This window comes from Pantoea sp. X-Soil-OKNW-713, from assembly GCF_059730685.1.
The window spans coordinates 3,545,472-3,559,107 of the sequence record NZ_AP035995.1 but is presented as its reverse complement, the minus strand read 5'-3'; the positions used below and the strand labels follow the sequence as shown (position 1 = coordinate 3,559,107).

Annotated in this window: 11 protein-coding genes; 8 read left to right on the top strand and 3 right to left on the bottom strand. The window is 56.1% G+C overall.

The features are described from left to right. Positions 1 to 92 precede the first annotated feature (92 nt). Entirely contained in the window at positions 93 to 1,346 is a 1,254-nt protein-coding gene (gene lysA, locus AC6I8R_RS16635) for a diaminopimelate decarboxylase (RefSeq protein ID WP_415175248.1), read from the top strand. A 63-nt stretch (positions 1,347 to 1,409) separates the two neighbouring features. On the opposite strand, the gene AC6I8R_RS16630 is transcribed toward lysA, so the two are convergent. Next, positions 1,410 to 1,721 carry a PTS lactose/cellobiose transporter subunit IIA gene (locus AC6I8R_RS16630; RefSeq protein ID WP_208723692.1) on the bottom strand — a complete coding sequence of 104 codons (312 nt, stop codon included), beginning with the start codon at positions 1,719 to 1,721 and terminating at the stop codon, positions 1,410 to 1,412. 181 nt (positions 1,722 to 1,902) lie between these two features. Here AC6I8R_RS16630 and AC6I8R_RS16625 point away from each other — a divergent pair, with 181 nt between their 5' ends. The 5 genes from AC6I8R_RS16625 (at position 1,903) to AC6I8R_RS16605 (ending at position 6,307) form a co-directional block, all read left to right on the top strand. Beyond that, positions 1,903 to 3,237, top strand: coding sequence for a PTS sugar transporter subunit IIC (locus AC6I8R_RS16625; RefSeq protein WP_497832601.1), 1,335 nt, complete (start codon positions 1,903 to 1,905; stop codon positions 3,235 to 3,237). 9 nt (positions 3,238 to 3,246) lie between these two features. Then, a complete protein-coding gene (locus tag AC6I8R_RS16620; protein ID WP_497832600.1) occupies positions 3,247 to 4,674 on the top strand; it encodes a glycoside hydrolase family 1 protein in 1,428 nt (475 codons plus the stop codon). Between the two features lie 10 nt (positions 4,675 to 4,684). Next, positions 4,685 to 5,002, top strand: coding sequence for a PTS sugar transporter subunit IIB (locus tag AC6I8R_RS16615; protein WP_021184597.1), 318 nt, complete (start codon positions 4,685 to 4,687; stop codon positions 5,000 to 5,002). 79 nt (positions 5,003 to 5,081) lie between these two features. Next, positions 5,082 to 5,855: an FCD domain-containing protein gene (locus tag AC6I8R_RS16610; protein ID WP_208725551.1), complete on the top strand. Its 774-nt coding sequence runs from the start codon at positions 5,082 to 5,084 to the stop codon at positions 5,853 to 5,855. Further along, the gene (locus AC6I8R_RS16605) at positions 5,855 to 6,307 is read left to right on the top strand and encodes a GNAT family N-acetyltransferase (RefSeq protein WP_497832599.1); all 453 of its coding nucleotides are present in this window, start codon (positions 5,855 to 5,857) and stop codon (positions 6,305 to 6,307) included. Before AC6I8R_RS16610 ends, AC6I8R_RS16605 begins: the two co-directional genes overlap by 1 nt. A gap of 27 nt (positions 6,308 to 6,334) precedes the next feature. On the opposite strand, the gene AC6I8R_RS16600 is transcribed toward AC6I8R_RS16605, so the two are convergent. Both AC6I8R_RS16600 and galR read right to left on the bottom strand, forming a co-directional pair. Then, positions 6,335 to 7,858: a methyl-accepting chemotaxis protein gene (locus tag AC6I8R_RS16600; RefSeq protein WP_415175245.1), complete on the bottom strand. Its 1,524-nt coding sequence runs from the start codon at positions 7,856 to 7,858 to the stop codon at positions 6,335 to 6,337. Between the two features lie 165 nt (positions 7,859 to 8,023). Then, positions 8,024 to 9,025 (bottom strand): HTH-type transcriptional regulator GalR, encoded by a 1,002-nt coding sequence (gene galR, locus AC6I8R_RS16595; protein ID WP_036626566.1) that lies wholly within the window; start codon positions 9,023 to 9,025, stop codon positions 8,024 to 8,026. Positions 9,026 to 9,219: 194 nt separating this feature from the next. Between galR and AC6I8R_RS16590 the strand changes: the two genes are divergently transcribed. Together AC6I8R_RS16590 and AC6I8R_RS16585 are read left to right on the top strand one after the other, a co-directional pair. Continuing rightward, positions 9,220 to 11,493, top strand: a complete 2,274-nt coding sequence (locus AC6I8R_RS16590) for a molybdopterin-dependent oxidoreductase (protein WP_208723695.1) — start codon at positions 9,220 to 9,222, stop codon at positions 11,491 to 11,493. A gap of 274 nt (positions 11,494 to 11,767) precedes the next feature. Then, positions 11,768 to 13,498 (top strand): penicillin-binding transpeptidase domain-containing protein, encoded by a 1,731-nt coding sequence (locus AC6I8R_RS16585; protein ID WP_021184591.1) that lies wholly within the window; start codon positions 11,768 to 11,770, stop codon positions 13,496 to 13,498. Positions 13,499 to 13,636: the final 138 nt, after the last annotated feature.

Below are 13,636 nucleotides of genomic sequence, written 5' to 3'. Positions count from 1 at the left end.
CATATCATATTTGCATAGCTGCTGCTAAAACAGATATTTTTCTGCATGGTATGGCTGTGGCTAAATAGCGTTAACGTCACAGGAGAATTGCTATGCCACGTCCACTGAATAACACCGAAACCGCGTTGACCGCCGCCAATTTGCTACCGCTGGCTCAGCACTACAGCGGCCCGTTCTGGGCCTATGATGCCAGCGTCATTCAGCAGCGCATTGCCCAGTTGAACCAGTTCGACGTGGTGCGTTTCGCCCAAAAGGCGTGTTCAAATATTCATATTCTGCGCCTGATGCGCGCGGCAGGGGTGAAAGTTGACTCCGTCTCGCTGGGTGAAATCGAGCGTGCGCTGGCGGCGGGTTATCAGCCGGGCGGCGAAGATATCGTGTTCACCGCCGATGTGCTGGACCAGCCCACGCTGGCGCGCATCGCCGAACTGAAAGTTCCGGTTAACGCCGGTTCAGTGGATATGCTGCATCAACTCGGTGCCGTATCGACAGGCCATGCGGTATGGCTGCGTATCAACCCTGGCTTTGGCCACGGCCACAGCCAGAAAACCAACACCGGCGGTGAGAACAGCAAACACGGCATCTGGCACAGCGACCTGCCACAGGCACTGGAGGCGATTCAGCAGCACGGTCTGCGCCTCGTCGGTCTGCATATGCATATCGGTTCCGGTGTCGATTACGGCCATCTGCAACAGGTATGTGATGCGATGGTGGATCAGGTGGTGAGCTTTGGTCAGGACCTGGAGGCGATCTCTGCCGGTGGCGGTTTGTCGATCCCTTACCGTGTGGGTGAAGAGGCGATTGATACCGATCACTACTATGGCCTGTGGAACGGCGCGCGCGAACGTATCGCGGCGCACCTTGGTCATCCGGTGAAACTGGAAATTGAACCGGGTCGTTTCCTGGTGGCGGAGTCCGGCGTGTTGGTGTCTCAGGTACGTGCGGTGAAAGAGATGGGCAGCCGCCACTTTGTACTGGTGGATGCCGGATTCAGCGATCTGATGCGTCCGGCGATGTACGGTAGCTATCACCATATTTCGTTGCTGCCTGCCGATGGCCGTACGGTGAATGACAGCCAGACAGTGGAGAGCGTGATTGCCGGTCCACTGTGCGAGTCGGGTGATGTATTTACCCAACTCGAAGGTGGCAAAGTGGAAACCCGCGCGCTGCCTGCGGTGCAGATCGGTGATTATCTGGTGTTCCATGATACCGGGGCCTATGGTGCGTCGATGTCATCGAACTACAACAGCCGCCCATTGATCCCGGAAGTTCTGTTTGAAAACGGCACCGCGCGTGAGATCCGCCGTGCGCAGACTATCCAGGAGTTGCTGGCGCTGGAGCTGTAAGCCCCGCCCCCTTCCGTAGCGGCGCGATTTATCGCGCAATTTTGTGCGCGATAGATCGCGCCGCTACGGACTAAGCAGTTCTTTGCGCAATAAGACTAATTCCCCCGCCAAATCCCGGCACAGCATCGCGGTCATCAGATGGTCCTGCGCATGCACCAGAATCAACGTCACCGGCACTTTGCCGCAGCCTTCATCCGCCCCAATCAGCGCGGTCTGGATCTTATGAGCCGCTTTCGCAGCCTCATCTGACGCGGCCAGCGCGGCATCGGCACCTTCCCAGTCCCCTTTGCGCGCCTGCTGGATCGCCATCATCGCCTGCGATCGTGCTTCACCGGCATTTATCAGCAACTCCATCATCGTTTGTTCAAAATCCATCCTCGCCTCGCTTATTGGTATGCCAAATTCATATTTTTGATGCTACCGGAATACCAAAAATAAGTTCCGCGAGCAGGATCACAGAAAGAAAACACAATTATCGCCATTTTGGTATGCCACAGACACGGAAGCTGATGCACAACACAGGAATGCTCCATTCAAACCGCTGAGGGTTGAACCAATGTCTCTACAGGACCGTCTTATCGATTCTCTGGGTAGCTTTGCCACGCGTTTCAATAGCTACCGCTATATCATGGCGATCAAAGCCTCGTTTATTACGCTGATGCCGGTGATCATCGTCGGCGCGTTTTCGGTATTGATCTCCAACATGGTATTGGATGCGAAGAACGGCCTCGCCAGTTTCCAGGCGCTGGCGTTTCTCGCCGATCTGAAACCGATCACCAGCAGCATCAACTACGCCACGCTGAGTTTTCTTAACATTGGCGCGGTGTTCCTGATTGGTATCGAGCTGGGGCGTATCAACGGCATCAAAACGCTGTTCCCCGGCTTGCTGGCAATTATCTGCTTCGTCTCGGTTACCCCAACCACCTTGCAGATGCTGGTGGATGGTCAGATGCATCTGGTCACCGATGTGCTGGCGAAACAGTTCTCCGACACCAAAAGCCTGTTCCTCGGCATGTTTATCGCCATCCTGTCGGTGGAGATTTATTGCCGCCTGGAAAATGTGGAACGACTGAAAATCAAAATGCCGGATACCGTGCCACCCAATGTCTCGGCCTCTTTCTCCGCGCTCATCCCGTCGATCATCACCGTCACGCTGGTTGCTACCTTCGGCTTTATCTTCCATCAGGTTACCGGCATGTACCTGTACGATGCGGTCTACAAGGTGGTGCAGCAACCACTGGAGTCGGTGATGCAGAGCCTGTGGGGCATTCTGTTGCTGATGTTTGTCGCGCAACTGTTTTGGGTGATTGGCATCCACGGCAACCAGATGATTAAGCCGATTCGCGAACCGCTGTTGCTGGGGGCGATTTTGGTCAATATGAACGCCTTCGAGCAGGGCAAAGAGGTGCCAAATATCATCACCATGCCGTTCTGGGATGTGTATATGAGCATCGGCGGCTCCGGCTTAACCATTGGTTTACTGACCGCCGTGATGCTGGCGACCAAACGCAAAGAGATGCGCGAAATTGCCAAGCTGTCGCTCGGGCCGGGGCTGTTCAACATCAACGAACCGGTGATCTTTGGTATGCCGATTATGCTCAACCCGATCCTCGCCATTCCCTTCATCATTACCCCGCTGGTAACCGGTTCGATTGGCTATTTCGCCACGGTGATGGGCTTTGCCGGAAAAGCGGTGGTGATGGTGCCCTGGACCACCCCGCCGATCATCAACGCCTGGCTCTCCACCGCCGGTTCAATGGGCGCGGTGGTGACGCAAATCATCTGTATCTGCGTGTCCGTATTGATTTACCTGCCGTTTGTGAAGGTGGCGGCGCGTCGTGCCGAGGCGGCAGAAGCGAAAAATCTGCAACCGGAACTGGCGCAAAACTAAGGAGCAAACATGAGTACCTACAACATCCCACTGCCGGACGGCTTTATTTTGGGTGCGGCAGCATCGGCGTGGCAAACCGAGGGTTGGAGCGGCAAGAAGCCGGGGCAGGATTCGTATCTGGATGCCTGGTATACCAACGATCGTCATGTCTGGCATAACGGTTACGGTCCGGCGGTGGCGACGGATTTTATCAACCGTTTCCGCGAAGATGTCGCGCTGATGAAAGCGGCAGGTTTGACGCACTATCGCACTTCGATCAACTGGTCACGCTTTCTCACCGATTATGAAAACGCGGTGGTGGATGAGGAATACGCGGCCTATTACGACCAACTGATTGATGAAATGCAGCGCAACGGTATTGAACCGATGTTGTGCCTTGAACATTACGAACTCCCGGCACAGTTGCTGGAGCAGTACGGTGGCTGGCAGTCAAAGCATGTGGTGGAGCTGTTTACCCGCTATGTCGCGCAGGTTTTTGCCCGCTATGCCGGAAAAGTGACGCGCTGGTTTGTCTTCAACGAACCGATTGTGGTGCAGACCCGTGTCTATCTGGATGCGTTGCGTTGGCCGTATGAGCAGAACACCCACAAATGGATGCAGTGGAATCACCATAAAAATCTCGCGACAGCGAAGGTGGTACAACTGTTCCGCCAGCAGGGCTATGCCGGGACGGTAGGCACCATCCTCAACCCGGAAGTCACTTATCCGCGCTCGTCGGCGGCGCATGATGTTAAAGCGGCGAAGATCTATGACCTGTTCTACAACCGGGTGTTTCTCGACCCGGCGATCAAAGGGGAGTATCCCGTCGAGCTGGTGCAGTTGCTGGAAAAGCACCAGGTGCAATGGGAGGTAACGCCCGAGGAACTGGCGATTATCGCGGCCAACACCGTCGATGAGGTCGGGTTAAATCTCTACTATCCGCACCGGGTAAAAGCCCCGTCGCGCGCCTGGCATCCGGAAACGCCATTCCATCCCGCTTATTACTACGAACATTTCGAGTTACCAGGCCGCCGCATGAATACCTCGCGGGGTTGGGAAATTCAGCCGCGCATCATCTATGACATGGCACAACGCATGAAGGAGGAGTACGGCAACCTGCCGTGGTTTGTAGCGGAAAGTGGTATGGGCATTGAAAACGAAGCCCGTTTTAAAGACGCACAGGGGGAAATTCAGGACGACTACCGTATCACCTTTATTGCCGAGCATCTGTATCAGGCGGTGCGCGCCAGGGAGGCGGGCAGCAATTGTCAGGGTTATATGCTGTGGGCCTTCACCGATAACGTCTCGCCAATGAATGCGTTTAAAAACCGCTACGGATTAATTGAAATTGACCTGGATAACCAACGCCAGCGGCGAATGAAAAAGTCGGCGCACTGGTTTCGTCAGCTGCGCGACAGCCAACAGCTGACAGTCAACATTGATGATGAAATGAAATAAGGACGCGAAGATGAAACGAATCGTACTGGCTTGCGCTGCGGGTATGTCGACCTCTATGGTGGTGACCCGCATGGAAAAAGAGGCAGCGGCACGCGGTCTTGAGTATCAAATCTATGCCATCCCGGAGCAAAACCTGCGGGAAGAGTTACAAAACTACGGCAACGAGGTGGCGGTGGTGCTGCTCGGCCCACAGGTGCGCTTTAAGCTGGAGGAGAACAAAAAGCTCACTGACAGCTATCAGCTGCCGATTGCGGTGATCGACACCGTTGCTTACGGTACGCTGAATGGTGCAAAGGTACTCGATCAGGCGCTGGCTTTGGTACACTAGCGGCCAGATTGCAGACAGGTTGCAGCCTGCCAGGGAGGCGGCTGCAACCTTGCGCGCCATGATGCAAAAAGGTGAAAGCGTGGAAAAAGCCGAAGCGCCACAAGAGAAAAAGCAGTATCAGGAAATTGGTCAGCATCTGCGCCAGCAAATCATTGATGGGCATTACCCGGTTGGCTCACGTCTGCCGCCGGAGCGTCAGTTGGCCGAGACCTGGGGCGTCAGCCGTACCATCGTGCGTGAAGCCTTATTGATGCTGGAGCTGGAAGGGACGGTGGATATCCGTCAAAGCTCTGGCGTGTATGTGATGCGCATACCTTCCGACAGCGATGATGCGGAAGAGGCGTTTTTCCGCAGCGATGTTGGCCCGTTTGAGATGTTGCAGGCACGTCAGTTGCTGGAAAGTAACATTGCCGCGTTTGCCGCCAAAATGGCGACCAAAGCCGACATTGAAAACCTGCGCCGCACCCTTGAGCAGGAGCAGCGGGCTATCGCGCTCAATGACAGCAGCCAGGACAACGATAAGTTATTCCATCTGCTGCTGGCCGGGGCGACACAAAACCAGATGCTGCTGGACACCGTGACCAGCGTCTGGCGACATCATGAGGCCAGCCCGCTGTGGCAGCAGTTGCGCCCGCAGTTCGAAACCCGCGCTTATCGTCTGAAGTGGCTGGGCGATCATCAAACGATCCTTGCTGCGTTACGCCGCCGGGATGTGATGGGTTCGTGGCAGGCGATGTGGCAGCACCTGGAAAATGTGAAAAATACCCTGCTGGAGTTGTCCGATGCCGATGCGCCGGATTTTGACGGCTATTTGTTTGAATCGGTGCCGATCTTTCAGGGAAAATTGATGTAATGCAGATCCTGCCATTGAATGAAGTGCCGCAATTTGCCGAACAGATAACCGACTGGTTGTGGCAGGCGTTTGGTGCCGGGACCACGCGCGAGTTCTACGCCAGCATTGTGCAGAGCAGCCTGAACGGCGCTGATTTTCCTGTCACTTTTGTCGCGCTTGATGCGGGGCGGGCGGTTGGCACCGTGGGTTTCTGGCGTTGTGATTTGATCAGCCGCCAGGATCTCCATCCGTGGCTGGCGGCGTTGTATATCGATGAAAATGCCCGCGGGCAGGGTGTCAGCCAGGCGCTGCAACAACATGTTATCCACTACGCCCGGCAGCGTGGCTATAACCGGCTGTGGCTATGGTCAACCTTCGCCGGTTATTACGAGCGTTTCGGCTGGCAGTTTGCGGGCGAGGCGCTGGAGTACCCCGCAATCCCCGTGCGGGTTTATCAACGAAAGCTGTCGTAGCGGCGCGATTTATCGCGCCGCGACGGGTTATGCCCGGTGTAAGCGGAACGCCCCCACCAGACGTGACATATGCTCCGCCTGTTCCTGCAACGACTGTGACGCCGCCGACGCCTGCTCCACCAGTGCGGCGTTCTGCTGCGTCACATCATCCATTTGATCAATCGCCCGATGCACCTGGCTGATCCCCTGGCTTTGCTCTGCTGCCGCGGTAGAGATTTCACTGACCAGGCTGTTGACCTTTGATATCACCTCGTTGACGGATTGGATGCTATCGCCCACCTGCGCTGCCTGCTGGGCACCGGACTCAATCAAATTGGTTGAGGCTTCAATCAGCGTTTTAATTTCGCGCGCGGCAGTGGTGGAACGATGCGAGAGATTCCGCACTTCCCCTGCCACCACGGCAAACCCTTTACCGTGCTCCCCGGCGCGCGCGGCTTCTACTGCGGCGTTGAGGGCCAGGATATTGGTTTGAAACGCAATGCCCTCAATCAACCCGGTAATGTCTTTTACTTTCAGGGCGCTCAGATGAATGTCATTCATAGTGCTGAGCATGGTATTCAGCGACTCGGTGCTTTGCTGCGACAGGCTGCTGGCGTTATCCGCCAGTTGGGTAGCATCGCGGGTGTGATCGGCGGTCTGACGTACCGTTTCACTCAGCTCGGTCATGCTCGACGCGGTCTGCTCCAGCGAGGCCGCCTGTTGTTCGGTGCGGGCAGAGAGGTCTTCATTACCGGCGGCAATTTGCGTTGAGGCGCTGCTCACTGAGCTGGCGGCGCTGTTCACCGCCGTCAGGGCCTGCGAAATATGGCGCATCAGCTTGTTAAAGGAACCCGCCATTTTGCTCACTTCATCATTGCGGCTCTCATCCGCTTCGAGCGTGAGATCGAGATGTTGCATGGCCTGCGCCATGATGGAGGAGATGTTATTCAGGCTGCGACGGATTTGCTTAATGGTCAGCAAGGCAAACACCACAATCATCAACACCGCCACGGTGATACCCGCTACTGTCGCCCAACTGACAAAATGAAAAATGGTGCGGTTGGTGGTACGGAGTTGATCTCCCATCGCCATATTCAGCGTCATCTGTTGGCGATAACCGGCAATCAGCTTTTGCAGTGTGCCGCCGACACCGTTAGCATTTGCCAGCACGTTCGGTTGATTGGCTTTTACCGCGTCGAGAAACGCGGGCAGACGCTGGCTCATCAGGTTAAGGGTGTCCGTCGCCTGTTGCGCCAGTTGGGCGTCTTTATCATCGGCGATATGGTTGTTCTGGTAAGCCTGCTGTTGGTCGCGAATGCCGGCGATCTGTTGCGTCAGCTGTGATTCAAGCGAATCTGTCGGGCTGTTTTGATATTGATACAAACTGAGCCACAGTTGTTGGCTACGGTCAGTGAGGTCACTCAGCAGTTTGATTGAGGGAATGGCGCGGCTTTGTACATTCTCGAAGCGATCCTGAAACCCGCTGATAAAGCTGATAGCCAGCGTCCCCTGCGCGATGATAACCGCGGTGATAAAACCCAGAGCCAGAAGTAAACGTCTGGAAATGCTCATCTTTCCTCCTTAAATTTCTATCGATCCTTGCTGGCAAGGCCAGAAAAGTCCGGCACAGGTATCGGCAGAAACGTTAAGAAGATGAGGGATATTTAACAGTCGTATTCCAATTTTGTGATGAATGCCCAGGGCGATTTTCATCGCCCTTACGGGTCACGATAAAATTTAACCCGGCCCGCTAACGGAATGGCGACGTACCAGCGTCGGGCTGAACATATTGGTCACTTCCGGCATCGGCAAATCGTTTGCCAGCGCTAACGCCAGTTGAGCGGCTTGCTGCGCCATGGTCACAATCGGGTAACGTACCGTGGTCAGACGCGGGCGCACGTAGCGTGATACCAGCACATCGTCGAAACCAATCAGCGACATCTCTTCCGGCACGCGGATACCGTTATCGCTCAATACCGCCAGCGCGCCAGCGGCCATCGAATCGTTATAACAGGCCACTGCGGTGAACTGCTTGCCGCGACCGAGAAGTTCGGTCATCGCCTGTTCGCCGCCTACTTCATCCGGTTCGCCCCAGGCAACCAGCCGATCATTACTCGGCAGACCATGTTCCTTCAACGCATCGTAATAACCCTGGAGGCGGTCTTCGGCGTCAGAAATGGTGTGGGTGGAACAGATGAAAGCAATCTGGGTATGGCCCTGTTGGATCAAATGGCGTGTCGCCAGCCAGGCACCGTAGCGGTCATCCAGCGCAATGCAGCGTGACTCGAACCCTTTCAGTAACCGATTCAGCAACACCATACCGGGGACTTGCTTCATCAGTTGCTCCAGATCGTCGTCCGGGATCTTCTTGGCGTGCACCACCAGCGCCGCGCAGCGATGGCGCATCAGTTGCTCAATCGCCTGACGCTCTTTTTGCTCGTTATGGTAACCGTTACCAATCAGCAAAAAGTTGCCAGTCTGGCCCGCCACTTCATCAACGGCTTTAACCATCGCGCCAAAGAACGGGTCGGAAACATCACCGACTACCAGGCCGAGCGTTTCGGTGGATTGCTGTGCCAGCGCGCGTGCGTTGGCGTTTGGGTGGTATTGCAACTGCTCCATTGCCTGAGTCACGGCGAGGCGTGAACTCTCGCTGGCCTTGGGGGAATTATTAATCACGCGGGATACGGTCGCGACCGAGACCCCAGCCATTCTGGCGACATCCTTAATGGTAGCCATGCGTTAGCCTGCTTCCGGGAAAACGTTTACACATGCCTCCAGTGTTACGGAAATCCCCCAGCGTCGCAACCCGGCAGAATGCCAGCGCTGTCGCAAAAGTGCGGAAAATCAGACGCTCGCGGCAGGCTTTAGCCCGGCGCAGCCCCTATGTTATGCTGGCGGAACGAATCACACCTGCCTGCCGGACCCTAATCATGAAAACACGCGTGCCACATCTGGCGCACTGGGGCGCTTTTACCGCGGTGACGGAAAATGGCCGTCTCACCGGTTGCGAACCGTTCTTCGCCGATGCCGATCCTTCACCGATGCTGAATACCATCCCTGAGCTGGTTTATTCGGACAAACGTATTCGCCAGCCGATGGTGCGTCGTTCGTGGCTAAAATCCCGTGAGAACAGCGATCGCACGCTGCGTGGTCGCGAAGATTTTGTCGCAGTGGACTGGGACACCGCGCTGGATCTGGTGGCGGAGGAAAATCGCCGGGTGCGCGACCGTTACGGTGCATCAGGTATTTTTAACGGTTCCTATGGCTGGTCCTCAGCCGGACGCGTAAACCACGCACGCACGCTGATCCGTCGCTTCTATTTTCAGGGCGGCGGCGGGGTTGACCAGCAGGGCAACTACAGTTGGGGGGCGGCGCAGTTCTTTTTACCTTATGTGATTGGCACTTACATGCCGCTGACCGGCCGAGTCACCGACTGGCCGGATGTGGTGGAACATGCCGAGATCTTTATCGCCTTTGGTGGCCTGGCGCTGAAAAATGCTCAGGTAGCGTCCGGTGGTGCGGGGCAGCACAGCCTGAAACCGGCGCTGGAGCAACTGACCGCCAAGGGCACGCCGATCATTAACATCAGCCCGATGCGTGATGACTGCCCGGCGTTCGTCAATGCCGAGTGGATTCCAATTCGTCCCAATACCGATGTGGCGTTGATGCTGGCGCTGGGCTTTGAAATTACCCGGCGTCAGGCGGTGGATGAGGCGTTTCTCGCCAGCCACTGCACCGGTTGGCCGCAGCTACGCGCCTATCTGCTGGGCGAGAATGATGGCATTGCCAAAACGCCGGAATGGGCCAGCCAGATCACCGGCATCCCAGCCGCGCGCATTGCGTTACTGGCGCAACAACTGATTGGCAAACGCAGCTTTATCACCTGTTCTTATTCGGTACAGCGCGCCCATCGCGGTGAACAGCCCTACTGGATGATGATTGCGCTGTCGTCGATGCTGGGTCAGCCCGGTTTGCCTGGTGGCGGTTTCTCCTTTGGTCATGGTTCGATGAACAGCGTCGGCAACCCGCGCCAGGAAGGCCCGGCTCCGCTGATGAGTACCGGACCCAATCCGTCTGGTCTGTCGATTCCGGTGGCGCGCATCAGTGATATGTTGCTCAACCCCGGCCAGCCCTACAGCTTCCAGGGCGAGACGTTGCATTACCCGGATATCCATCTGGTGCATTGGGCGGGTGGCAACCCGTTCCATCATCATCAGCAACTGAATCGTCTGGTCGAAGGCTGGCAGCGCCCGGATACCGTGGTGGTGCAGGATATCGTCTGGACGCCAGCGGCGCAGATGGCGGATATCGTGCTACCTGCCACTACCACGCTGGAACGCAACGATATTGGCGGCTCCTCGCGCGATCGCTTTGTGCTGGCGATGCATCAGGCGATTAAACCGCAGCATCAGGCGCGCCATGACTTTGATATCTTTGCCGATTTAGCCGATCGTCTTGGTTATCGCGAGGTGTTCACCGAAGGGCGCAATGAGATGCAATGGATTGAGCATCTCTATCAGCAGTGCGCGGTGGCGCATGCGCGCAAAGGGATCCACTTCCCGGAGTTTGGTGAGTTCTGGCAGCGTGGTTTTGTCGAAATCCCGCAGGGAGGCGCGCCTTACGTGTTTATGGATGCGTTTCGTGCCAACCCGGTGGCGAATCCGATTCAGACCGCCAGCGGCAAAATTGAACTGTTTTGCCAGACCATCGCGGATTACCAACTGGAGGATTTCGCCGGTCACCCGGAATGGCGTGAGCCGCAGGAGTGGCTGGGGGCAAGACTGAGCGAGCAGTTCCCGCTGCATATGATCTCGATTCAACCCTCCGATCGCCTGCACAGCCAGCTCGACGCTACCGCGACAGTGCAGGCCAACAAAACCGCCGGGCGTGAAACCCTGTATATGCATCCGCAGGATGCGGCGGCGCGTGCAATTAACGACGGCGACGAGATTGAAGTCAGCAACGCGCGTGGCCGCATGTTGGCAGGCGTGCGTGTCACCGATGGCCTGACACCGGGCGTGGTGATTATCTCGACCGGGGCCTGGTTTGACCCCGGCTTTGGCCGCGCCTGGCAGCCGTGGGACCGCGCCGGTAACCCGAATGTATTGACGCTGGATATTGGCACTTCGTCGTTAACCCAGGGGCCAAATGCCATGAGTTGCCTGGTGGAAATCAAAAAACATGAGGTTTGCACAATCCAGTAAGAATCTCATCGCTGGTTACATTTTGCGGGTAACTGTTGCGTTTGAGAGATGGCATCCCGTCTCTGCGCCTTGCTACAGTCAGGGTCCCAGAGGTATTGATGGGTGAACATCAAAAAGTTTTCTTGATTACACCGACCTGCGCAGATGCGCAGGTTTTTTTTGCCCGCACATTTCGCTAACGAACTGAAACACAGTTTTCCTGTTATCCCGCCTCGCGTTTCTTTATAACTGCTGCGTATAGCCTGTTCATCTATTTCTTCGCCGCGGTAATAGCATGCCCCGAATAAAAAAATTTCTGGGAAAAGACCAGATTCAAGCTCCATTTAATCCCTTTCGTTTTCGCCTGATCTGTCTGGGTGTGCTCTCCTGTCTGGGCTTGTTGCTGGCACGCGTCGGCGATTTGCAGCTGATTAACCACCCGATGCTGGAACACGAAGCGGATCAGCGTTCACTGCGTACCGTGACGTTGCCGACTAACCGTGGCACCTTACTCGACCGCGATGGTGAAGCGCTGGCACTGAGCGTGCCGTCGCGCGATATCATTGCTGACCCGATGCGGGTGCTGGAGAGCAACCCGGACTTTACCAGCGCCAAATGGGCCTACCTGGCGAATGCGCTGAATATGCGCCCGGACCAACTGGCGCAGCAGATTGTGGCCAACCCGAAAAAACGCTTCCTCTATCTCGGGCGAAAAATTGAACTGAGTATCGCCAAAGATATTGCCGCGCTGAAGCTCAAAGGCATCAGCTCGGTGTATGACGACAGTCGTTTCTACCCGATGAGTGAAGCCGCAGCCCCGTTGATTGGTATCGTTGGCGCGGATAACAACGGTCTGAACGGCCTGGAAAAAGGCTTTGATCGCCTGTTACATGGCGAAGAGGGTAAAGAGGTTTATCGCCAGGATAAAAATGGCGACATCATCTCGATGATTGATTACCAGCCACCGCAGCAGCCGCCGACGGTGCAACTGAGTATCGACAAATTTGACCAGTACACGCTGTTTAGCAAGTTGCGCGACGGCGTGTTGCTCAACAAGGCCGATTCCGGTGCTGCGGTGTTGGTAAAAATCGATACCGGGGAAATTCTGGCGATGGCCTCCTATCCGTCGTTCAACCCCAACAACTATGACGATGCTACCCCGGCGCAGATGCGTAACTCGGCGATTAACGACAGTTACGAACCCGGTTCCACCGTGAAGCCGTTGGTGGTGTTGGAAGGTCTGGAGCGTCATCTGGTGCGCCCTGACTCGGTGATTGATACCTCGCCTTATTCGGTCAACGGCCATCTGATCCGCGACGTCGGCCACTGGCCGCGTCTGACCATGACCGGGATTTTGCAGAAATCGAGTGATATCGGTGTTTCCCATATCGCGCTGGCGATGCCTGCGGAAGCGCTGGTCAATACCTATCAGGCCTTTGGCCTCGGTAAACCTACCGGGCTGGGGCTGACCGGTGAAAGTGTCGGTTACTTCCCGCTGCATCGTGAACGTTGGGCGGATATTGAACGCGCCACCTTTGCCTTCGGCTACGGCCTGCGCGTTACGCCACTGCAAATTGCGCGTGAATACGCCACTCTCGGCTCCTACGGCATCTACCGACCGTTATCAATAACCAAGGTGACGCCGCCGGTGTTGGGCACCCAGGTGGCCGATGCACAAATGGTACAAACCGTGGTGCATATGCTGGAGAGCGACGTCCTGCCGGGCGGCACCGGGGTGAAAGCGGCGGTGCCGGGCTATCGTCTGGCGACCAAAACCGGTACCGCAGAGAAAATGGGGAGCAGCGGCAAGTACGATGGCGGTTACGTCAACTACACCGCCGGCATTGCGCCTGCCAGCCATCCTGAAGTGGCGCTGGTGGTGATGATCAACCATCCAACCGCCGGGGATCACTTTGGTGGTTCGGTAGCCGCACCGGTATTCGGCAACATTATGGGGCCGGTGCTGAAACATATGAACATTGCGCCGGATGCGATCTACAGTAAACCGACACCAGATAAATCTTAATGAAATCAGGATGTAAACGAGATTGCGGAGTTTTCACACCTCGTTGCATTTCCCTGAATTCGGTTGCGTTTTCCGGCTGTCGTCATCACACCGATGATGCGAGGATGAAAGTCCCAGAGGTATTGATTGGTGTGAAGA